Source organism: uncultured Paraglaciecola sp. (assembly GCF_963977085.1).
Classification (GTDB): domain Bacteria; phylum Pseudomonadota; class Gammaproteobacteria; order Enterobacterales; family Alteromonadaceae; genus Paraglaciecola.
In genome coordinates this window covers 39,113-59,835 of the sequence record NZ_CAXBNC010000027.1, presented here as the reverse complement: position 1 = coordinate 59,835, position 20,723 = coordinate 39,113, and the positions used below count along the sequence as shown (strand labels likewise).

Genomic DNA, 20,723 nt, shown 5'->3' with positions numbered 1-20,723 from the left:
AAGCTAGAAGCTAGAAGCTAGAAGCTAGAAGCTAGAAGCTAGAAGCTAGAAGCTAATGTTTTCTATTCTAACCTGGCCTGCCATCTGGTCTTGGCGTAATAAGTATAGGGGTATAAATCACCACATAAATGCCAAAGGCTAATGCCCACAATACTGCTGACAACACATTTAGGTTGAAGCTAAAGTAAGTTTGTAAATGAGGAGATATAATCCGAATACTGCCTGCTAAAACTATCAAGGCAAAGGCATATTTCATACACCAATGAGGCGCTAGCGGTCTTCCAGTATGGCCCAGTGCAATACGGGCTATCATCGCCAATATCAGCGAACTCATTGCGCCTGCGGTTAAACCATGCAATGCATTAGATGCTGAAATATCCACGCCGCCATAGTGTAAAGCGAACAATAAAAAGCTAATTGGGATAAACCAATAGGCTAGATGTAATGACCACACTAATGGTGTTTTAAAGGTGACCTGAGGTCGCCAGCGGATTGCCCGAATGCTGTGAGCTAGCGAGCAAGCTATATAAAGAAAAACCATGAGTTTGCTTGTTAGAAAATGCTGTGCCCCAGTTAAATGTACCAGTACTAATAAGGCGGTTAAGCTAATCACTGTTTTTTCTAACCAAGCAAGATTATCCACTTTTGTTGTTTGAGTACCATTTGCCGTAAACATAGGAAACACTCGGCCTGCGACAACAGTCATTATAAGGGTAATAATCATTACTGTGGCGTACATGCCTTGGGTATAAAAATTTATTTCGCCAGTCATAACGGATAAATGTGTGAACAAGTTAGCCGTTGCCAGTAACAGTAAAATCGGCACAAAAATCAAGTTTCGGTACTGTTTCACTTTTAACACTAGCTTTGCCATAAAAAACGCCGCTAGTAGTAAAAAGCTCATGTCAAAAACAGCGTTGATCCATTGATTCGAAAATAGATCTAACAGCATCACTAAACGGCCTACTAACCACAGTGTAAAAAGCACCATTAAGGGTTTGCCATGTGTGGCGCGAAGGCCAGTCCAACTTTGAACCGCGGTGAGCAAAAAGCCCACAATAATAGCCGCCACAAATCCAAACAACATTTCGTGGGCATGCCAGAAAATCACGCCACCGTATGGCATAAAGTAAAGTTGACCTGCTTGCACCAGTGCCCAAGCACTGATTGACAAAATTGCGAAAAGACAGGCGAAGAGAAAAAAGGGCCGAAATGCCTGTCGCCAAATAGGCGTGATTTTTTGTTCTTCATTGGGTTCTGAAATATTCATTATGTTCTCTACTTTAACGGATGGCTAAGCCGAGTTGTTGCTGAGCTACTAAACGCACCACATAAGACACCTTAAACAGCCCTGCAAGAATAATTTGTGCCACGTGTAGAAGTGTAAGCCCAATTAGTGGCAAGTGGTTATCAAATCCATAGGCAAGTACAGCGCAAACTACAAATACCATTAAAGTTGTCAGCATTGAAGCGTTGGCCAATTTAAGTAATAAAGCGTGATTCATAACATACCTTTTATAAGCATCTTTTAATAAGGTGCATATTAGATGTATTATATAAATGTGTCAAACAGACTTTTAACGTCAATCAATCTTTTGGATCACCGCAGAAACTTATGCAACTTACCCGTTACACCGACTATGGACTGAGAACCCTTATTTACCTGGCTTTACTGCCTCAAGGAAAACGCGCCAGTATCGATGAAATAAGCAATACCTATGAGATCTCCAGAAACAATGTGAACAAAATTGTGCACCAATTAGGTAAGGCAGGAATAATCGAAACCAAAAGAGGTAAGGGTGGTGGTTTTTATTTAAAACAAAAACCACAAGAGTTAAATATTGGTGATCTAGTGATATTGCTTGAAAACACATTGCAAGTTGTCGAATGCTCAACACCCAAGTGCAGAATATTACCGGCGTGCAAACTTAAAGGGATATTGGGGCAAGCGACCCAAGCGTTTTTAGATAGCTTAAAAGCTTATACTTTGGCTGATTTATTAGAGGATGAGACTAACAATTTGATCCAAATCTTGGATATTCAATCAGATTAAATCGACCTTGGTTTGCTGTAATCAATTTATCAGCATCTTAAAAGCAAAATAATTTTTACCACTGAGGACACCGAGTGCCGCGCACTGAGAGCACAGTTGAAAAACAGACGCAAAAGTGAGTAGTTATTGGGGTAATTAGCTAGAACTGACTAGCTCAAAAGTGCCATTTGCGGTCATTCAGATTGTGCAAAAATCGTTCTGTTTAGAGAAGGAAGGAATAGAGGTGTTTTAGGCAGGATTCAGCGCCTTAGGGGACATTGGGTACTGCTTATTTATCAGTCTTCTCTAAACTCTAAGATATCACCCGGCTCGCATTTTAAGGCATTGCAAATCTTATCTAAAGTTTCTAACTTTATTGCTTTTGCTCTACCCGATTTTAAAACGGATAAGTTTTGGGGAGTTATACCTATAATTTCAGCAAGCTCGATTGAACGCATTTTTCGCTGAGCAAGTACGACATCTAAATTAACTATAATGGACAATATACTACTCCTCAAATTGTCATTTCATTTTCAGAATAGAGAGCTTCACCAATTTGCATTATCCAAGCACAGAGCCAAATCAAGCCAAATATATAGATAGAACTAAAATTTAGGGAGATGTCTACAGATCGCCAATTTAAATACAAAACAAAAAGTTTATGCCCAACAATTATTAATAAGTATATGGTATACATCATAGCGAGTTTTTGGACTAACTTGCTATTTACGCGGTTAAAAACTTGTTTATAAACTAAATTTTTTAGTAGTTGAGTGAGAAAATTGAGTGATATTAGTACATAAACTAGAAACAGAATCCAACTCAAGAAAATCACCAATTTGTCAGATAATGGCAAGCCAGTTTTTATCATTCCTAAAGTGAGTGAGATATTGCCAGTCGTAAAAAATTGACTGATAAGAGTCGCATTCTGCGAATCTACAGATGGTGAGAATAGTACGAACCCTAAAAATAGAACCGAAATTAAAATGATAAGAATCTTGTTTACAAAAACTACAGGCAAAATGACCTTTGAAACTCTGGAGATTCTTGAGAAAGCTTGCGTTTGATGTGGCAGCATAGGTAAATCCATTTATTCATTAACTAGAGGCATCATATACCTCCATCGTCAATTATTCAATATTAATTATCGAATTACAGTAAGTTGGTATTGAATTGCATTCAGTTATTAAAAATAATCTATGAAGGTATGGGTAACGTATTAATTTATACAAATTATAATTGCTAATATACGCAACACGTCATTTCCTGCTGAAGAACAAGTACCCGACTAGTGACAATAAATCTAGTTAAAATTGTATTCAATTTGTAGAGACTGAATGACCGCTATTCGCTCATTACCGCCCCTCAGGTTTAATTTAGGTCTATTGACCTGAAGTGATAAATATATCTTTTTAGCTAGTTTGTTAACCTTTTACTTTGAATGGCTAAACTTCAAGACAGCTGCCGCGCGGCAAACGTTCCGGTATGCAACTAAATGCTTTCTCAATGACATATTAAAGATCAACAGCCCCTAAAGTATTCTGTTATAATCCAGCCGATTTTTTGAACAGCTTTTTAGATATTTTTTGAGACCATTAATGCCAACTATTCAACCTGCCTCTCGATCCAAACCTGTTGCCCGTATGAAAGCGGAACGCGGTTTGTTTTCCTTCCCTAAATATTGGGCGGAATGTTTTGGTCCTGCGCCGTTTTTACCTATGTCTCGTAAGGAGATGGATAAATTAGGTTGGGATAGTTGCGACATTATTCTGGTTACCGGTGATGCCTATGTGGATCACCCTAGTTTTGGTATGGCGGTAATTGGCCGGACATTAGAAGCGCAGGGATTTAGAGTAGGGATTATTTCTCAACCTGATTGGCATAGCAAAGATGCGTTTATGCAACTCGGCGAACCTAACTTATTTTTTGGTGTGACCGCAGGCAATATGGACTCGATGATCAATCGTTATACCGCCGAGCGTAAATTACGTCATGATGATGCCTATACTCCACACAACGAAGGCGGAAAACGTCCCGACCGTGCTGTCACGGTTTATACCCAGCGTTGTAAAGAAGCCTACAAAAAACCTGTAGTGATTGGCGGTATTGAAGCCAGTCTAAGACGTATCGCCCATTACGATTATTGGTCAGACAAAGTACGCCGTAGTGTGTTGTTTGATTCAAAAGCCGATATGTTGATGTTTGGTAACGCCGAACGACCCTTGCTAGAAATGGCGCACCGTTTTGCGGCGGGCGAAACTATCGAGCAAATGCAAGATATTCGCGGCACAGCGGTGATCCGTAAAGAGCCTTTACCCGGCTGGCAAGGAGTAGATTCCACTCATTTAGACAGCATTGGTAAAATTGATCCCATTGTTAGTCCTTACGAGACCATTGAAGATAAATGTGCGGTTTCATCAGAAGCAGAAAAAAAAGCGGCCATCGAAGAACAAAAAGCCCAGCCAATTGTGGTTCAGCCTTTTACTTCTAAAACCCAAAGAGTCAAACCTTGGGATAAAACCTATGTGATGTTACCGGCTTATGACGTAGTTCGCGCTGAAAAAACCCACTACGCTCATACCTCACGTATTTTACATAAAGAAACCAACCCAGGTTGTGCTCGGGCACTGGTGCAGCGCCATGGTGATCGTATTATTTGGATCAACCCACCGGCTTATCCATTAGAAACCGAAGAAATGGATGCGGTGTTTGATTTACCTTATGCACGAGTGCCACATCCAAGCTACGGCAAAGCTAAAATTCCTGCATACGACATGATCAAAACCTCGGTGAATATCATGCGCGGTTGTTTTGGTGGTTGTACTTTCTGTTCGATTACCGAACATGAGGGGCGGGTAATACAAAGCCGTTCTGAAGAATCGATTATTCGCGAGATAGAAGAAATTCGCGACAAGGTACCGGGTTTTACTGGGGTTATCTCAGATCTTGGTGGCCCAACGGCGAATATGTATAAGTTGCGTTGTAAAAGCCCCAAAGCCGAACAAGCCTGTCGTCGATTATCGTGCGTATGGCCAGAAATCTGTGGACACTTAGATACAGATCAAACCCCAACTGTAGAGCTGTATCGCAAAGCACGTGATGTGGAAGGCGTGAAAAAAGTCCTGATTGCATCAGGTGTGCGTTATGACTTAGCGATTGAAGATCCGAATTACGTAAGAGAGTTAGTGACCCATCATGTAGGTGGTTATCTAAAAATTGCCCCAGAACATACCGAAAAAGCCCCCCTCGATAAAATGATGAAGCCGGGCATGGGCACTTACGATAAATTCAAAGAGTTATTCGACAAGTACACCAAAGAAGCGGGCAAAGACCAGTATCTTATTCCGTATTTTATCTCGGCGCATCCGGGTACTGAAGATACCGATATGTTGAATTTGGCATTGTGGCTTAAAGAACGTAACTTTAAGTTAGATCAAGTACAAAACTTTTACCCGTCACCTATGGCCAACGCTACTACTATGTATCACACGGGAAAAAACCCGATACATAAAGTGAATCACAAAAGTGAAGAAGTGGAAGTGCCTAAAGGAGAAATTCACCGTCGTCTGCACCGTGCATTTTTGCGTTATCACGATCCAGCAAACTGGCCATTATTACGTAAAACACTCAAAGAAATGGGCAAGGCCCACTTGATTGGTAATAGTCCTAAGTGTTTAGTGCCAGCAGAAAGCCGTAATGAGTTAAAAGGCCGCGATCAAAAAGAGTTCGCTAAACGCTCAGGCAATAAAGCCTTCGCCAAAGGTAAGTCTGGCAAAGCATCACGAGCGCAAAAAGGCCTCACTCGCTTTAGTGACAATCAACCTCATAATCAAGCCGCTAAGGCTGAACAAAACAAAGGCGGAAAATCAAACAGTAAACAGCGTAAATCTCGCTAAACTGTTGATTTTATAGAGAGTGTTTATGCAAAGGCCATGATTAAACTCATGGCCTTTGTCATTAAGCTTTAGACATTTATAGTGAGTCCTGATATTAGGAACTAGGAAGTTATATGTTGATAAAATTAATTATTTCGATCACCTTAGTATTGAGTTTGACTAACTGTAGTAGCACAGAGCAAAGCTCTAAATCGTCTGTAGAGAAGGTAAATCCCGCTCCTTTAACCTCCATGTATAGTTTTCAAGTAGTGAATTCGGCCAGTAAAGTGCCAGTATCAGTTCAACAATTAGCAGCAGAATTACAAGATACTGATGTGGTATTTATCGGAGAGTTTCATTCTCACCAAGGTTCACACCTTTTACAGTTGCAATTATTAGAAGCCTTATTTAAGCAAAACCCTAATCTGATTTTATCGATGGAACAATTTACCCGTGATAAACAACAGGTGTTAGATAAGTACCTTGCGGGAGAATATGGAGAATCGACCTTAATCGAAGAGGGTGAAGCCTGGCCTCACTATAAAGGCTCGTATCGCGCCATTGTTGAGTTTGCACGTGAACATAATATTCCAGTGATTGCATCCAATTCACCTGCTATGCATGTGCGTTGTGTTGGTAAAAAGGGCGCGGAAATAATCGCTCGGTTTCCTACCGAACAAGCTGATTGGTCTGCTAAAGAATTAGACTTAGAAAATGCAAGTTACAAAGACAAATTTTTGTCTTTCATCCAGTCGTCTGGTCGCAGTCACGGGCAAACGCCAGAACAACAACAAGAAAGCCAAATGAAAACTTATGCCGCGCAATTATTACGTGACACCACTATGGCGGAGTCAATTGCAAGCGCCATGGCAAAACGACCTGGGGCTAAAGTTGTGCATTTGAATGGCGCGTTTCATAGCGATAGCCACTTAGGTACGGTAGCCGTGTTAGAAACCATGCATCCGACTTTAACGATTAAAGTACTAAGTCCTGTGATGGTAGAAGATAATATGCAACCTATCGCCACCGCAGCTCACTATAAACAAGGTGAGTACATTTATTTGCTCCGTGAAATGCCTGAGCGTTTTTATGATAAAGATAAACGTAATGCATCAATTCGTAAGTTAATTGCAAAACGTATGACAGAAACCTGTGATATCCCCTAAATATCGACCCTGAGTTTTTTTGGGGGGAGGGGGAACGGCGGCCTTTAAACCGAGTTTAGGTGAGGTTTTTTTTGAGTCACGGCTCTAAAAATTATTTAATTTAGTATCAATTCGCTTTGAAGCGATACAAATTTCAAAATCAGTCATTACATTCAACAATGATTGGGCTTTAAGGTAAAATGTCAAAAGTACAATACATGCTTTCCCTCGGAGTTATATGACGCCATTATTTCAAAGGTTATTAACTTTAGACTTATTAGTGGCTTTTTGGATTTGGACCAGTAGTTTTTCGGTATGCGCGGTGGAGTTCAATGAGCTTACTTTTATTACTGAAAGTAGTGCTTCATTTAATTATATTCGGGATGGAAAATTACAAGGGCCTGCGGTTGAATTACTGTTGGCGGCCTCGAACCATGTAGGTAGCCCTATTAAACTCGAGAATATATTGGTGCAACCTTGGGCAAGGGGGTTTAAAAATGCTCAGCAGGGGCCCAACACTGTTTTGTTCAGTACAATAAGAACACCTGAGCGAGAGAGTGGTTTTCAATGGGTCGGTCCTATAGCCTCTGAAAGTGATGTATTGATTGCGTTAAAAGCACGTCAATTAAGGATCAGCAAACCTGAAGACATGAAAGCTTTTATTACGGGAGCCGTAAGGGGCGATGTTGGCGAAGATATACTCATTGAAGAAGGTGTTCCACTGCAAAAAATTGCTTTGCTTTCCCATTCAACAAACTTGGGAATGATGTTAAATGCTGGGCGGATTGATTTATGGATATTTGGCGAGGATGGCTGGCGTGAAACCTTAGTTTCTTCTGGTATTGACCCTGCTAATTTTGAAGTCGTTTACCGTTTTGCCCCCAAACGTTATTATTTTGCCCTCAGTTCGGATATTGATCAGCAACTGGTTGAAAAGTTTCAGCAGGCGGTAGACTCTGTGCTTGCAGCAAACAAATTGATTTTCTAAACACTTGCCTTTAAAACTTTTTAGCTCCTTTATTATCGTTTCTATCTTGGTTTAACTGGAGCGATTGCAGTCTATTACTACATATACTTGCCAGGATAAGCACAATAATAGTGGCACCTAAGGTGTTTGATTTTTGGTCAGTCACTTTAGTGTCGTGAAAAGCAACTTTCCGTAGCTTAATTTATGTGGAAATCGAATTGTATAGCCTGAGGGCGGGATTTATATGTTATAAAAACAAAAATACCACTCAACTTCTGAGCGTAAAATCAATGCTTCACTTACAGGTTTTTACTGACGGCAGTGTTAATACGCAATTAAAGGTGGGATATGCTGCTTACCTTGTCGTATCTGATCTGCACTTGTCTATTGATACCCTTAAAGAGACGGTAAAAATCAAACGTTTTGAACAAACCAGTTCGACTAAACTAGAATTACAAGCTTTGTTGTGGTCGTTGGATGAAATCATTGCTGCGGTTGATAAAAGCGACATAACACTGACCGTCTATACCGACTCCCAAAATATTATCGGCTTGCCAGGTCGGCGGGCTTATCTAGAACAGAATGAATATTTATCGAGCAAAAATAAGCGACTGAAAAATTATGAATTGTACCAAGCGTTTTACCGACTCACCTCTAGGGTAGACTGTAAATTGGTGAAGGTAGCCGGCCATCAGTTATCCAGTACAAAAAATAACATAGACCAGCTGTTCACTTTGGTTGATAAAGCCGCTAGACGGGCTTTACGAGCAGAGTTTTAACACTGTCATAAATGCGGACCCGCTAACGTTAGGGCCTTGCCTTCTTGGTTATCCGTAAATTTAGAAAAGTTGTCGATAAAGAGTTGTGCTAATTTTTTTGCTTCTTCATCCCATTCTGCCGGGTTAGCGTAGGTTTTACGGGGATCAAGAATATCGCTGTCTACGCCCGATAGTGTAGTTGGAAAAGCGAGGTTGAAATAAGGGAGTATTTCACATTCAGACTCTTCAACTTCGCCATCTAGTATGGCATTAATAATCGCGCGAGTTGCCGCTAAGCTAATACGTTTACCTGTGCCGTTCCAACCTGTATTCACCAAATATGCACTGGCGCCTGCAGTAGTCATTCTTTGTTCGAGTACATGTGCATATTGAGTAGGGTGCAAGCTTAGAAAAGCTTGTCCAAAACAAGAAGAAAATGTGGGGGTAGGGTGAGTCACACCACGTTCAGTGCCCGCTAATTTAGCAGTGAAACCTGATAAATAATGATACTTAGCTTGCTCACTGGTTAAACGTGAAACCGGGGGAAATACGCCAAAGGCATCCGCAGTCAAAAAAATCACTTTTTTGGCATGGCCGGCTTTGCAAACCCCTAACACTCGGTTTTCAATATGTTCGATGGGGTAAGACACTCGAGTATTTTCTGTTTTTTGGTTATCAGAATAATCAGGCACATTACCTTTTATTACCACATTTTCTAACAAGGCATTACGTTTAATAGCGTGATAGATTTCGGGCTCTTTGTCGGGGTCTAAATCGATTGTTTTGGCATAACAACCACCTTCAAAATTAAACACCCCATCGTCGTCCCAACCGTGTTCATCATCTCCTATTAATGCGCGATTAGGATCGGCAGATAAGGTCGTTTTCCCCGTACCTGACAATCCAAAAAATATAGCGGTATTATTGTCTTTACAGACATTGGCAGAGCAATGCATTGATGCTATGCCTTGCAGAGGAAGAAAGTAGTTCATCATTGAAAACATGCCTTTCTTCATTTCGCCGCCATACCAAGTGCCACCTATTAACTGAATTTTTTCTGTAAGGTTAAATGCAACAAAGGTTTCGGAGTTTGTTTGATGTTTTCTGAATTCAGGATCTTTGGCTTTGGATGCATTCATCACCACAAAATCAGGCTCAAAATTATCCAGTTGCTCTTCAGTGGGGCGAATAAACATGTTTTTTACGAAGTGCGCTTGCCAAGCGACTTGCATAACAAACCTCACCTTTAGTGCTGTATTTGCGTTAGCGCCACAAATAGCATCTACGACAAATAGATCGCTATCTGAAAGTTGTTGCTGACTAATACTTTTTAAGGCTTCCCAGGTTTCAATGGAAATAGGTTTGTTGTCGTTATTATTGTCCGCTGTCCTCCACCAAACTGTGTCTTTGGTTAATTCATCTTTAACAATAAATTTGTCTTTTGGGGAACGGCCGGTATATATGCCAGTGTCGACATTGACTGCGCCAGAATCTGTGACTGTGCCTTTTTCGAAGCCACTTAAGGCATCATTCGTTTCGGCTGAAAACAGTGCGTCATAACTTGGGTTGTGCACAATATTCGCAATGTTTTTGAGGCCAAGGGTGTCTAAATGCGCACGCACTTTATCGAGTCGTGTGCGATTCGCTATGGGGGACTGCTGTTCATTGTTTGTCATATTTAAATCCAATACTCGTTATTGAGGAGTGCTTGCAGCTAAGTGAGTTAAATAAAACGTATAGCGCTAGTGGTACCGGACTTGTTAATCTGTGGCGTTAACGTCACAGTTTTTATACACAAAAAAAAATAATAAATCTCAATAACGACATTATCTTGATTATAAATGCCGTGAATAAGAGTTTACGCAGCGCTCATGTATTTTAAATAATTACGCTCCCTTTTTTGATTAGGGCAACTAGTCATTTTGGTTTGTCAGTTAAGGGGAGCAAAAAAAAAGAGAACCCTGAGGCTCTCTTCTATTTATTCACAATTAAAAGTAAGACTAAGCTTTTTTCACTGCAGGTTTGGCCGCTAATTTAGCAACAGCCTCAGTTAAAGCATCAATTTTTGCACTTAACTCTTCAATTTTAAGATCAGTGTCAGTGTTGTTAAAACCAAGCTTGGTACGCACTGTTTCGATACGAGATTCGATTTCAGTTTTTTCTGCTACTTTAGTTTTCACTTCTGCAACTTTACCTTTGCCTTCAGTTTCAAGTTTTTCACCTTTAACAACAAGTTCGTTAAATAACTTGTTTGAATCAGTTGAAAGCGCTTCAAAACGGCCTTTAACTTCTTCATAGCCTTTACCATATGCACCAAGACCAGCTAACCAAACTTTACGCGCCATATCTTCAGCAGTGGCGGCTTTTTCTTTAATCATGTCGATGTTGTTCATAATATTTACTCCGTAGTTATTTAAAATTAACTGTATTGCTTCAATGGACCTTACTTTACGGATGAAAATTAGAAATCGCATACTAATTAATCAATGTTTTCAAAATTATTTGTTATTCTCATTTTTGAGTCGTCAATTTAACGTTTTGGATGACTTAGCAAAATGTTGGATAGGGCACTACTATTCATTGTTCTAAATAAACCGAAAAGGAGAGTTCGATGCTTAAAAAAGTCAAATCAATAATGATGTTATCCGTAGCCTTTTGGGGCGTTTTTGGCGTGATTCATAATGTAGTCGATTGGAACGGAACCATAGGTGCTGTGGGGGCTGTTACTTCGATGATCACAATTGATGGAGGTTCTGACAGCTGGCAGGCTACATCCAATCCCATTGTCATTTGGGCAGGGGCTCTTTTTATTGTGCTGTCTAAAATAGTCGTCGCTGCCTTGTGTAGCATAGGTGGAATTCAAATGTGGCGGGCTAAGGTGTCTGATAACGAAGTTTATTATAGGGCGAAAAATATCGCCCTAGCTGGATGTGGGGTGGCGCTAATTATGTTGTTTGCTGGCTTTATTGTTATTGCAGAAAGTTGGTTTGAATTGTGGCGATCTGAATCTATGCTTGGCCCTGTGCTGCAATCGGCGTTCAGATATGGTGGCATGATTGGGTTAATTGCGTTGTTTGTGGCGTCGAAAGATTGAGTCTTTTAGCCATGTAATCAAATGTGGAGATTAAAATAGCATGGCGAGCTCCACATTAATTTTTTTATAGTTGAACTTCCTTATCTATGTTGAGGCGCTTAAATCTAAGTGCTTCAGCAATGTCCTTAAAATAGTTAGGGTCGGTTAGGGTTTTGGCCTGTACAGGTCTTTTTGTCTGTGAGTCAGTTTCATCATTAATATCTATCAGTTGGGGTTTTCTAACCAAGTTCCCGGCGGTTCTTCACTGCAAATGTGCAAACAATGTGTAAGTGAGCGTTAGCCGCGAACTAATATTTTGCCTTTCTGTCCCATCAGTAATTATTCAATTGGCCATTTAATTATCGACCGCGGTAATTAAATAATAGTAACTGGAGATACAATGAAGTTTAGCAAAGTGGGTCACCCCTTTTACCAATCATTAATGTTATGGATTAGCTTATCAATGTTTGTGTTATCTGGGTGTTCAAGTGATGATGATAGCGGGACGGGTTACGTAAAGTTTTATAATGCGTCCCCCAATGCTCCGGGAATTTTCTTAACAGTTGACGAAAATCTTGATGATGATGATGACGACGAAATAGAAGTCACTTATAGCTCGGTAGATTATACTGAAGTAAGTGGTAATAACGCTTTAGATACCGATACCTATTTTATTGAGCTCGCTTGGCAGGACGAAGAAAGTAGCGATAGAAGTGATTTAGAAATCATCTACGAGGATAGCGTTAAGATCAAGTCCGATACCATTAGTTTTATTGCACTTACTGGTGATGTACGTGAGCCCGAAGTACTTCGCTTTGATATCGACGTTGTTGACGATGATGATGACGATGACGATGACCTATTTAATATTCGTTTACTGAATATTCACTCTGATATTCAAAACGTCGATCTATATGTATCTAAAGACAATGAAACCTTTAATGAAGCTGAATTTTTAGCCACCGCAAACTATCAAAGTCTGTCAGATAATATAAAACTAGAGCAAGACCAGTATATTTTCTATATCACCTTACCGGGCAGCACTGATGTCATTTATACCTCGGTTGATCAGTCCTATTCGGTGGTCAGCCAGTACATCATAGTGTTGCGTGATAATACGGGGGTGGGTTCTTCGGATTTCACAATAGACAGTATCGGAATTAATGGCATAACAGAATTGCAAGATGTTGATTCAGAAGCTGAGTTTAGTTTTTATAACGCTATCTCGAGTAATGATTATTTACCTGATTATCAAGGAAATATAGACATCGACGTTAGAATTGGCGGTGTTACTAAAGTCACGATAGATGGGTTAACTAAAGGTGAGTTTAGTGTGTCGACTAACACCTCTAATGGGGACTATGCCTTCGATGTGCTTAATTCAGATACCGACGAGTTATACATCAAAGACGCTTTGCTCAGCCTCAAAGAAAACGCCGACAATACTATCTTTTTATATGGTCGAAAAGACGCGATAGACGAAGATGAAGACGGTGATATAGACGAAAATAGCGATGGTATAGTGGATGACTATGAGATTGTCATAAAGTCATTGACTCTGACTAAAAGTAGCAGCTCGAGTATATACAGCCACGGCGTGAAGGTGGTTAATTTGGCCAATTCAGAAGATTTTAGCCGAGTGACTTTTTACTTTGTGCTTAACGATGAGATTATTTCTACTGCGGATAATTTGTTATCGGTTTTACAAGAAAACTCGGGTTCTTTAACACTACTCAATAATACCTACGATATTTACGCAGTCGCAACCATAGACGGAACAGATATTGTTTTGGACAGTATGCAAATGGTTTTAAGTGAAATTAGCCAAGAGCAATACTTGATTTTTGAGCAAGATGAGAATGCCTCATCAGGGTATCAGATGTTATTGGTTAATCAGAAAAGTGTCGATTAAACCTATCTAATCGTTGCCGTAGTGTTTGTGCATGTCATGCCATTCACTGCGGTCATTCTATTTTACTATTTATGACTTATACAGCTTTTAAGAGTTGGGCGTCGCAGTGGGTAACCAAGACGTTTTATATCAGGCCACTATCTGGCGGTGATACATAAGTAAAAATAGTACTCAGCAGGATTTCCAATGAAAAAAGCAATCATTACCGGTAGTTTTACTGTTTCACTTTTCGCTCTACCACTCGTGAATGCTGCGCAATATACAGTAGTTGAATTGCCAGTGGCAGAACTCGGCAACAGCACCTTTCCCGTGGCAATCAATAATGTGGGGGAAACCGTTGTGAATATGGAGCTGCAATATAGCCCGCCTATTGATACCACTTTAATCAATTTTGAATCGGCTGTGGTAATAGCGGGTTTAGATAATCTTGATGGCGTTCGCGGCGGGGATTTGAGTGATCTAGATTATAGCTGGTTATATTCTTATGTTACGGCCTATTCAGAAGACCAACAATTTCAACAAATTGCCAGTTTAAATAGTTATATAGCAACTGAAACGTACACTGACCTGATGCACGGGTTCGATACATTAGACCCTAATACCGATGACTACAGGAACAGTGCAACCACACAAGTTAGGTCGATCAACGATTTCGGCTATGCTGTGGGCAAGAGTCAAGACGGCTTTTACACCATGTCTTATCTTAGTGAAGACTTTTACGAACTGACATATGTGTTAAACGATTTTTATGCACGAGGTTTTGCCCAAGTGGATGGCGATATAACTGAACTGCCACCACCAGATATCACAGCTGGTGGTATAAGCGATGCTTACGATATCAATTCCAGCAACCAAGTAGTGGGTTATGGTACAACCGAGTTTGTTTCTGACACCTATACAGTTGGCGTTGAAGACTGTAGTGACCCTACAGCAAGAGGGGACGTGCCAGAAGAATCTTGTTTACGATCACTTAGCATTAGTTTGGCTAACAATGTGTCTTCGGTGGCGCAGCAAAGAGGTTTGATTTGGCAATTAGATGAGCGAGGTGATCTAATCGATACTTATGCTTTGGGCATGCTTATCGAATTAGATGCGACTTCTAGCACGACATACAAAAGCACAGCAGTGGCCATAAACGACTATGGTATAGCAGTAGGGGAATCCCCTGATTATTATCTAGAAACAGACTCTTTGACTACTGTTGCCGCAATTTATATCGGTGACCAGGTAACGACCATTAATCAGGATGATGAAGTCTATACAAGTACCGCCTACGACATCAACAATGACAATATTGTGGTGGGGCATGTCACAAAAAGTATTAATGGCACAACCCGTACTAAGTTTTTTATACATGATATTGAAGCGGATCTCACGCTGTACCCGGATGATTTTTTTACCGGTTCTTCTAGTGTAGCCAACTCAATTAATAACGAAAATTTTGTGGTGGGTTATGGAGAGTCAGAGGCAACCTTAACAGATCGCCGCACAGAAGGTTTTATATACGATTATAAAAACGATATATTTCAAGGTCTTAATTCGCTAATTGAATGTAATTCCGAATACGACATTGTGCAGGCAAATGGTATTAACGATAGCAATGAAATAGTCGCAACGGCTTTGATATCTAAACCCCAGAAAAATATTCGTGGTGAAATTATCTTGGATGAACTCGGCGGACAAACTTTAGTAGACACAGTAGTAGCTGTAAAATTACTGCCTATTTCTGGTGGGTCTATTGATAACTGTGATGTTTATGAAGAAGAGTTGGTGCGCCAAGGCGCCAGTATGCCTGTAGCGATTAACGTCGGATTGTTTTTATTGTGTTTAGTTAGATTAAGACGACAGGCTTGCCAAGGAAACTAATGTTTCTACGGCAAGTGATTAACAATTTGGCTCAGCAAGTTTAGAGAGCAGTTTGGTCGCTCAATAAGGCTGTTCGCAAATGATTAAAAATCCAGCCACCCATTGCACCTGCTAAGCTTTGACATACAAATCCAAAGGTACTGCGGGTACTGGCTAAAAGGCTAATATCTAAAATAGGATGCATGGCGAAAAGTGCCACTGACAGGCCCATGCCTCCAGCCAAACAATACATAATAGCTGGGGATAATTTGAAGCGTTTGATTAATTGACTTGCAACCATAAAAGCAATCAAAAAACTCACCGCTATGATTACCCCATAGGTTGGATACAAACCTAATAGGTCATCAAGGCTCATACTGAGCCGGTCATTAAATAAAATTTCTACACCTACCTTGGTTAATTCAGCCATGACAAATTGGCTATGCATTAAGCTCGCTAAAACAAACGCAAAAATCACTGCAACAAGAAAATGAGTACAAAGCCTAAGGTAATATTTTAATTTCATAATATGTTGCTTATTTATTTGTTGATGAAGGAGAGATAATTGGGGCGATAATGAGCGAACTGGATGTTAATATCAATAAACTATGGTTCGGTTTGCGGATCTTATTCTAATTTAGAGACGACATATCTATGCAATATCGGAGTTTTATTTTTGCGCTGATTTTACTCTTAAGCAGCAATTTTGATAGTTTAGCGGCACAGGCGCCCTTTCCTAAATATCAAATACAAGAGGTTGCCAAAGATTTAAACTTTCCTTGGTCACTAGCATTTTTACCTGATGGAAGTGTATTGGTCACTGAGCGTACGGGTAAATTATTGCGGATAAAAGATGGTAGTGTTTCTGAGGCGATTAGCGGTTTGCCAACGACTATTTATGTGAAAGGGCAAGGTGGATTATTAGAGGTGATTTTGCATCCAAATTTTGCCGCTAATGGATGGCTTTATCTTTCATATGCTACTGGGGACACTGATAATAACGCCTTGCAGGTGATGCGGGCAAAACTTGTTGGCAACAAACTAACACAGCAACAGGTTGTTTTTACTGTTTCGCCATTTAAATCCACACCGGTGCATTTTGCAGGTCGTATGGCTTTTTTAGCTGATAACACTTTGCTTATAACAAGTGGTGATGGTTTTGATTATCGCGAAGATGCCCAGCGTCTCGATAGTTTGATGGGTAAGATTATCCGCATCAACGATGATGGAAGCGCACCGCTAAATAATCCGTATTTCAGTGAAAATGCTAATTCGTTGACTAACTATATTTTCAGTTATGGTCACAGAAACCCACAGGGAATTTTGTTTGATCCAGTCCGAAAGGTGATTTTTTCTAACGAACATGGGCCAGACGGTGGCGATGAATTAAACGTTATCCAAGCTGGGGTAAATTATGGTTGGCCAGTGATTACATATGGTAAGGATTATATTGGTGGGCGTATTAGTCCGTTCACCGAATATCCCAATATGCAGCAACCCTTAATAGACTGGACGCCATCAATCGCTCCATCAGGTATGGCGGTACATAGTGGCGAAATATTTAAAACATTAAACGGTGACTTTTTAGTCAGTGTGCTCAAATTTAAAGAAGTACGTTGGGTACAAATGCATGATATGGAAGTGTTAGGCCAGGTTTCTCTGTTTAAAGAGCTTGGGCAAAGAATTCGTGATGTACGTGTTCATCCTGATGGTTCAATCTATATATTGACCGATAGCGCTCAGGGAAAAGTGCTGCGGGTTGTGCCTGAATAGCTTAATTATGCACTTTTTGTTAAAAAACTGTAAATTTCAGTAACTTATAACTTAAATGAATACTGATTATAGGTAATCAAGCCTAGTTCACAATTCCACTTTTTGTTAATAACCCTTATACTTGTACGGTTTTCATTTCTGTGTCCCGAATCCTAGAGATAAGTTTCGGGGGCAAGAGAGAGGATTTAATTGTGTTAGACGCATATCGAAAACACATTGCAAAACGAGGGGCTGAAAGTATTCCACCTAGAGCGTTTATGTAAATAGTACCTATTTTACCAAATGATGCTTAACGGATAGAAAATCCAATAAGCTGTCGAGAAATTTTTACCTGCTAATTAGTATGTTATAGCCCCAAAGAGGTGTATATGAGTTTGTTTTTAGAATATCTTGAAGAAATTGAAAGTCGTAAGAAAGATCTTGGATTGGCGCCTAAGCCAATTGATAGTGCTGAATTATTAGCCGAAATCATCGAGCAAATTAAAGACTCAGCTCATGAACACAGAGACGTTTCGCTTAATTTCTTCATCTATAACACTTTGCCTGGCACAACCAGTGCTGCTGGTGAAAAAGCTAAATTCTTAAAAGAAATCATTCTTGGTCAAGCGGTGGTTTCAGAGATTTCAGTGGACTTTGCTTTTGAATTGTTATCACACATGAAAGGTGGCCCTTCAATTGAAGTGTTGCTTGACCTTGCATTGGGTGACGATGCTGCGTTAGCGACTAAAGCTTCAGACGTATTAAAAACCCAAGTGTTTTTATATGACGCTGATACCGCTCGCCTTGAAGCTGCATTTAAAGCCGGTAATGCCGTGGCTAAAGACTTGTTAGAAAGTTACGCTCAAGCAGAGTTTTTCACCAAGTTACCTGATGTGGCTGAAAAAATTGAAGTGGTGACTTATATTGCTGGCGAAGGTGATATTTCTACTGATTTATTATCACCAGGTCATCAAGCGCATTCTCGTGCCGACCGTGAATTACACGGCCAATGCATGATCTCGCCAGAAGCGCAAAAAGAAATTCAAGCTCTGCAAGTTAAACATCCTAACGCTAAAGTGATGTTAATTGCTGAAAAAGGCACTATGGGTGTAGGTTCATCTCGTATGTCTGGTGTGAACAACGTAGCACTGTGGGCCGGAAAGCAAGCAAGCCCCTACGTTCCTTTTATCAACATTGCCCCAGTGGTAGCCGGTACTAACGGTATTTCTCCGATATTCTTAACTACTGTTGATGTGACTGGCGGTATTGGTCTTGATCTTAAAAACTGGGTCAAAAAAGTCGATGCTAATGGTAAGACAGTGGTTGACGAAAATGGCGATGCCGTTCTAGAAGAAGCCTACTCAGTGGCAACTGGGACAGTGTTAACTATTGATACCAAAGCAAAAAAATTATTCAACGGCGCTAAAGAGTTAGCTGATATTTCTTCTGCTTTTACTCCGCAAAAAGTAGAATTTATGAAAGCCGGTGGCTCTTACGCTGTGGTATTTGGTAAAAAACTGCAAACCTTTGCAGCGCAAACGCTAGGTGTAGACGCACCAGCGGTTTATGCACTGTCTAAAGAAACCTCAATCCCAGGACAAGGTTTAACTGCAGTTGAAAAAATCTTTAATAGAAATGCGGTAGGCGTGACTTCTAAAGATGCCTTACATGCAGGCTCAGATGTGCGTGTTAAAGTGAATATTGTTGGCTCTCAAGACACCACAGGTCCTATGACATGCCAAGAGCTTGAAGCTATGGCTGCATCTACTATTTCACCCTTAGTTGATGGTGCTTACCAATCAGGTTGCCACACAGCTTCTGTGTGGGATAGCAAAGCCAAAGCGAACATTCCTAAACTAATGAGTTTTATGAACGCTTTTGGCCTTATCACAGCTCGTGATCCTAAAGGTGTTTACCCCGCCATGACTGATGTTATTCATAAAGTATTGAATGATATTACAGTGGATGACCGCGCTATCATTATTGGTGGTGACTCGCATACGCGTATGTCTAAAGGTGTCGCATTTGGCGCTGACTCAGGCACAGTGGCGTTAGCACTGGCTACAGGTGAAGCGGCCATGCCCATTCCTGAGTCCGTAAAAGTGACTTTTAAAGGTAAAATGAAAAGCTACATGGACTTCCGTGATGTGGTGCATTCTACTCAAGCGCAAATGCTTAAACAATTTGGTGGCGAAAACGTTTTCCAAGGCCGCGTAATTGAAGTGCATATTGGCACCTTATTAGCTGACCAAGCATTTACTTTTACTGATTGGTCTGCAGAGATGAAAGCCAAAGCGTCTATCTGTATCTCTGAAGATGACACATTAATCGGATCGTTAGAAATTGCTAAGAGCCGTATCCAAATCATGATCGATAAAGGTATGGAAAATGACGCGAAAACGTTGCAAGGACTTATCGATATTGCTAACAAGCGTATTGAAGGTATCAAGTCAGGTACTACGCCAGCGTTAACACCAGATAACAATGCCAAGTATTATGCAGAAGTGGTGGTTGATTTAGATCTAATTAACGAGCCAATGATTGCTGATCCAGATGTGAATAACGATGATGTGTCTAAGCGTTATACTCATGACGTCATTCGCCCAGTCTCTTACTACAAAGATAAGCCGGTTGATTTAGGGTTTGTTGGTTCTTGTATGGTGCATAAAGGTGATATGCAAATTATCGCACAAATGTTCCGTAACATTGAAAAGAACAACGGAAAAATTGAATTTAAAGCCCCCTTAGTTGTAGCACCACCTACTTATAATATTGTGGATGAGCTTAAAGCTGAAGGTGACTGGGAAATCTTGCAAAAGTACTCAGGTTTTGAATTTGATGATGCTAACCCTAAAGGTTCTGCACGTACTAAGTACGAAAACATCATGTACTTAGAACGCCCAGGCTGTAACTTATGTATGGGTAACCAAGAAAAGGCTGAACCGGGTGACACTGTTATTGCTACCTCAACTCGCTTGTTCCAAGGTCGTGTTGTTGCAGACTCTGCTGAGAAAAAAGGTGAGTCACTACTAGGATCTACACCTCTAGTTGTGCTTTCAACAATGTTGGGGCGTTTTCCTTCAATGGATGAGTACACCGCTGCGGTTAAAGGTATTAACCTAACTGATTTTGCTCCATCTACTCATGAATTAACATCAGCGCCGGCCGTTGCAGTAAGAATTGCCGATCCTAGCTAAGCGAGTTCACTTCATAAATTAAAGTAAAACAAGCCGAGAGGCTTGTTTTACTTACCTCCGTTTTCTCCCCTCATTCTGTTTGACAAAAATATAAATTCCAGTAGCGCCACAGCAAACTAGCCATAAGGTTTTAGCTTGGGAGGACTCACGTGGCTGAGCCAATTCCA

The 20,723-nt window shown here is 40.5% G+C and carries 16 protein-coding genes; 10 read left to right on the top strand and 6 right to left on the bottom strand.

The features are described 5' to 3' along the window. Positions 1-67 precede the first annotated feature (67 nt). Entirely contained in the window at positions 68-1,270 is a 1,203-nt protein-coding gene (locus AAC000_RS21200; RefSeq protein WP_339725672.1) for an NnrS family protein, read from the bottom strand. A 13-nt stretch (positions 1,271-1,283) separates the two neighbouring features. Continuing rightward, complete coding sequence (locus tag AAC000_RS21195; RefSeq protein WP_339725671.1) at positions 1,284-1,505, bottom strand: hypothetical protein; 222 nt, start codon at positions 1,503-1,505, stop codon at positions 1,284-1,286. Positions 1,506-1,615: 110 nt separating this feature from the next. On the opposite strand from AAC000_RS21195, the gene AAC000_RS21190 reads away from it, so the two are divergent. Beyond that, a complete protein-coding gene (locus AAC000_RS21190; RefSeq protein WP_339725670.1) occupies positions 1,616-2,053 on the top strand; it encodes an Rrf2 family transcriptional regulator in 438 nt (145 codons plus the stop codon). Positions 2,054-2,328: 275 nt separating this feature from the next. On the opposite strand, the gene AAC000_RS21185 is transcribed toward AAC000_RS21190, so the two are convergent. Continuing rightward, positions 2,329-2,535, bottom strand: coding sequence for a helix-turn-helix transcriptional regulator (locus AAC000_RS21185; RefSeq protein WP_339725669.1), 207 nt, complete (start codon positions 2,533-2,535; stop codon positions 2,329-2,331). 1,095 nt (positions 2,536-3,630) lie between these two features. Between AAC000_RS21185 and AAC000_RS21180 the strand changes: the two genes are divergently transcribed. From AAC000_RS21180 to AAC000_RS21165, 4 genes are all read left to right on the top strand, one after another. Then, the gene (locus tag AAC000_RS21180) at positions 3,631-5,928 is read left to right on the top strand and encodes a YgiQ family radical SAM protein (RefSeq protein ID WP_339725668.1); all 2,298 of its coding nucleotides are present in this window, start codon (positions 3,631-3,633) and stop codon (positions 5,926-5,928) included. A gap of 113 nt (positions 5,929-6,041) precedes the next feature. Next, entirely contained in the window at positions 6,042-7,073 is a 1,032-nt protein-coding gene (locus tag AAC000_RS21175; RefSeq protein ID WP_339725667.1) for a ChaN family lipoprotein, read from the top strand. A gap of 217 nt (positions 7,074-7,290) precedes the next feature. Continuing rightward, the gene (locus tag AAC000_RS21170; protein ID WP_339725666.1) at positions 7,291-8,040 is read left to right on the top strand and encodes an ABC transporter substrate-binding protein; all 750 of its coding nucleotides are present in this window, start codon (positions 7,291-7,293) and stop codon (positions 8,038-8,040) included. Between the two features lie 269 nt (positions 8,041-8,309). Continuing rightward, positions 8,310-8,798, top strand: coding sequence for an RNase H family protein (locus tag AAC000_RS21165; protein ID WP_339725665.1), 489 nt, complete (start codon positions 8,310-8,312; stop codon positions 8,796-8,798). Between the two features lie 5 nt (positions 8,799-8,803). On the opposite strand, the gene pckA is transcribed toward AAC000_RS21165, so the two are convergent. Together pckA and AAC000_RS21155 are read right to left on the bottom strand one after the other, a co-directional pair. After that, a complete protein-coding gene (pckA, locus tag AAC000_RS21160; protein ID WP_339725663.1) occupies positions 8,804-10,453 on the bottom strand; it encodes a phosphoenolpyruvate carboxykinase (ATP) in 1,650 nt (549 codons plus the stop codon). Positions 10,454-10,777: 324 nt separating this feature from the next. Continuing rightward, entirely contained in the window at positions 10,778-11,170 is a 393-nt protein-coding gene (locus AAC000_RS21155; protein WP_339725661.1) for a phasin family protein, read from the bottom strand. Between the two features lie 218 nt (positions 11,171-11,388). On the opposite strand from AAC000_RS21155, the gene AAC000_RS21150 reads away from it, so the two are divergent. From AAC000_RS21150 to AAC000_RS21140, 3 genes are all read left to right on the top strand, one after another. Then, complete coding sequence (locus AAC000_RS21150; protein ID WP_339725659.1) at positions 11,389-11,871, top strand: DUF2165 family protein; 483 nt, start codon at positions 11,389-11,391, stop codon at positions 11,869-11,871. 379 nt (positions 11,872-12,250) lie between these two features. Then, positions 12,251-13,762 carry a DUF4397 domain-containing protein gene (locus tag AAC000_RS21145; RefSeq protein WP_339725657.1) on the top strand — a complete coding sequence of 504 codons (1,512 nt, stop codon included), beginning with the start codon at positions 12,251-12,253 and terminating at the stop codon, positions 13,760-13,762. 186 nt (positions 13,763-13,948) lie between these two features. Continuing rightward, the gene (locus AAC000_RS21140) at positions 13,949-15,628 is read left to right on the top strand and encodes a DUF3466 family protein (protein WP_339725655.1); all 1,680 of its coding nucleotides are present in this window, start codon (positions 13,949-13,951) and stop codon (positions 15,626-15,628) included. A gap of 40 nt (positions 15,629-15,668) precedes the next feature. On the opposite strand, the gene AAC000_RS21135 is transcribed toward AAC000_RS21140, so the two are convergent. Next, a complete protein-coding gene (locus AAC000_RS21135) occupies positions 15,669-16,133 on the bottom strand; it encodes a hypothetical protein (RefSeq protein WP_339725653.1) in 465 nt (154 codons plus the stop codon). A gap of 128 nt (positions 16,134-16,261) precedes the next feature. On the opposite strand from AAC000_RS21135, the gene AAC000_RS21130 reads away from it, so the two are divergent. Together AAC000_RS21130 and AAC000_RS21125 are read left to right on the top strand one after the other, a co-directional pair. Continuing rightward, positions 16,262-17,380: a PQQ-dependent sugar dehydrogenase gene (locus AAC000_RS21130; protein ID WP_339725651.1), complete on the top strand. Its 1,119-nt coding sequence runs from the start codon at positions 16,262-16,264 to the stop codon at positions 17,378-17,380. A gap of 368 nt (positions 17,381-17,748) precedes the next feature. Then, the gene (locus tag AAC000_RS21125; protein WP_339725649.1) at positions 17,749-20,556 is read left to right on the top strand and encodes a bifunctional aconitate hydratase 2/2-methylisocitrate dehydratase; all 2,808 of its coding nucleotides are present in this window, start codon (positions 17,749-17,751) and stop codon (positions 20,554-20,556) included. Positions 20,557-20,723 lie beyond the last annotated feature (167 nt).

What these genes read in the sequence shown, in the direction of transcription:
- AAC000_RS21175 (WP_339725667.1), top strand. Translation starts at nt 6,042, where the DNA reads ATGTTGATAAAATTAATTATTTCGATCACCTTAGTATTGAGTTTGACT.
- AAC000_RS21190 (WP_339725670.1), top strand. Translation starts at nt 1,616, where the DNA reads ATGCAACTTACCCGTTACACCGACTATGGACTGAGAACCCTTATTTAC.
- AAC000_RS21155 (WP_339725661.1), bottom strand. Translation starts at nt 11,170, where the DNA reads ATGAACAACATCGACATGATTAAAGAAAAAGCCGCCACTGCTGAAGAT.
- AAC000_RS21145 (WP_339725657.1), top strand. Translation starts at nt 12,251, where the DNA reads ATGAAGTTTAGCAAAGTGGGTCACCCCTTTTACCAATCATTAATGTTA.
- AAC000_RS21170 (WP_339725666.1), top strand. Translation starts at nt 7,291, where the DNA reads ATGACGCCATTATTTCAAAGGTTATTAACTTTAGACTTATTAGTGGCT.
- AAC000_RS21130 (WP_339725651.1), top strand. Translation starts at nt 16,262, where the DNA reads ATGCAATATCGGAGTTTTATTTTTGCGCTGATTTTACTCTTAAGCAGC.
- AAC000_RS21135 (WP_339725653.1), bottom strand. Translation starts at nt 16,133, where the DNA reads ATGAAATTAAAATATTACCTTAGGCTTTGTACTCATTTTCTTGTTGCA.
- AAC000_RS21180 (WP_339725668.1), top strand. Translation starts at nt 3,631, where the DNA reads ATGCCAACTATTCAACCTGCCTCTCGATCCAAACCTGTTGCCCGTATG.
- AAC000_RS21195 (WP_339725671.1), bottom strand. Translation starts at nt 1,505, where the DNA reads ATGAATCACGCTTTATTACTTAAATTGGCCAACGCTTCAATGCTGACA.
- AAC000_RS21140 (WP_339725655.1), top strand. Translation starts at nt 13,949, where the DNA reads ATGAAAAAAGCAATCATTACCGGTAGTTTTACTGTTTCACTTTTCGCT.
- AAC000_RS21125 (WP_339725649.1), top strand. Translation starts at nt 17,749, where the DNA reads ATGAGTTTGTTTTTAGAATATCTTGAAGAAATTGAAAGTCGTAAGAAA.
- AAC000_RS21200 (WP_339725672.1), bottom strand. Translation starts at nt 1,270, where the DNA reads ATGAATATTTCAGAACCCAATGAAGAACAAAAAATCACGCCTATTTGG.
- AAC000_RS21150 (WP_339725659.1), top strand. Translation starts at nt 11,389, where the DNA reads ATGCTTAAAAAAGTCAAATCAATAATGATGTTATCCGTAGCCTTTTGG.
- AAC000_RS21165 (WP_339725665.1), top strand. Translation starts at nt 8,310, where the DNA reads ATGCTTCACTTACAGGTTTTTACTGACGGCAGTGTTAATACGCAATTA.
- pckA (WP_339725663.1), bottom strand. Translation starts at nt 10,453, where the DNA reads ATGACAAACAATGAACAGCAGTCCCCCATAGCGAATCGCACACGACTC.